Annotated in this window: 1 protein-coding gene; it reads left to right on the forward strand. The window is 65.5% G+C overall.

Annotated features, from left to right (window positions below; genetic code table 11):
• Positions 1-563 precede the first annotated feature (563 nt).
• A complete protein-coding gene (locus tag AC07EJ_RS46060) occupies positions 564-1,253 on the forward strand; it encodes a nucleotidyltransferase domain-containing protein (protein ID WP_478886540.1) in 690 nt (229 codons plus the stop codon).
• Positions 1,254-1,464: the final 211 nt, after the last annotated feature.

Consider the following 1,464-nt stretch of genomic DNA (forward strand, 5'->3'; position numbering starts at 1 on the left):
ACGTCTTCCTGGACGACCTCGAGTTCGCGTGGGGGCCGCGCATCCGCCTCAGCCGGTGAGCAGCCGGGAACGAGCAGCGGGGCCGGACAGGGTGATCCTTTCCGGCCCCGCTGTCGTTGTCGGTCAGCCGAAGTCGAGCGTCTCCTGTGCGAAGTCGGCCGGGGTCGGGCTGGGCGGGGGCGGCGGCGGTGCGCCCTCCTGGCGTGCGGCCTCCCAGCGCTCTCTTGAATCCGCGTGGCCGGAGCCGCGCAAGCAGCACCCTCCGCGGGCGAAGGGCATCGATCCATACCGGGAAGTGATCGACGGGTTCCTACGGGCGAAGGCAGGCGCACCCGCCAAGGCTGGCTGACATCCGTCGGTTCGCACTCGACTGCCCGCCGCCCTCACGGGCGGCGGGCCGCCTCACCATCGGTGACACCTCGTGCGGGTGGCGTCCCCGAAGACTTACTGAGGTTTGGGAATGTTCGTGTGCTGAAACCAACTGTCGTCTGGATGCCATGCACCTGACCTGGCACGATGAACGCCCATGAGCGATCAAGAAGCGGCGATAGCCCAGGCCAGCCGTGTGGTTGGAGAACTGTTCCCGCAGGCACTCGGGGCTGTTTCTCGGTGGATCAGTTGCCCAGGGCCGTGCCACGCCAGCCAGTGACCTCGACATCGGTGTCCTTCTCCCGAACTCCGCTGGAAGCGGCCGGGAGGTGATCCGTCACGAAGGGCGACTGGTCGAGTTGTTCCTCAATGATGCAGGGGACGTCCCAAGGTTCTTCGAGTGGGATCGAGCCCGCCGACGGGCGACGGTGGTCTTCGTCTATGCCCAGGGGATGACGCTAACCGACCCATACGGGCATGTGGCCCGCACGCGCCAGCTGGCAGAAGAGGTCATCGCGATGGGGCCGCCTCCTCTCACAGCGGAGCAGTGGCGCCATGGCCGCTACGTACTGACGTGCTACCTGGACGACCTGATCGATACCCCGTCAGCCAGCCGTCACGAACAGCTTGTCGTCGCTGACCACGTCCTGCGGGAAGCGGCTGAGCTCGTCACTGCTCACCATGGCGCATGGACGGGGATCGGCAAATGGCTACCCCGTCGACTCGTAGCCGCGGACCCAGAGCTAGGCCAGGCATTGTTGGACGGGCATCAGACTGTCGCAGAACAGGCCGATCCAGCTCCGCTGGCAGCTGCCGCGAAGAAGCTACTGGATCTGGTCGGAGGGCCACTGCGAGAGGGTTACTCCAATCGCTGGCAGGCATAGCAGGGACCGCGCGAGCAGCGCCGAACCCTCGCAGTGACGTCATTTCCCATGAACATTCACACCGCCGCAGAGCGACGAGCGACTCCCGAACCGATGTACAAACGCTGTCGTTTGAAGGGTTCTGGCTCAACTTCCGTGACGTGTCACTATGCGTAGCCTCTGCGGCTGCCGGTCGTAATTCCCAGGCGGTGGTGGTGACGGGTCCCGTACG

This window comes from Streptomyces sp. NPDC045026 (assembly GCF_056432625.1).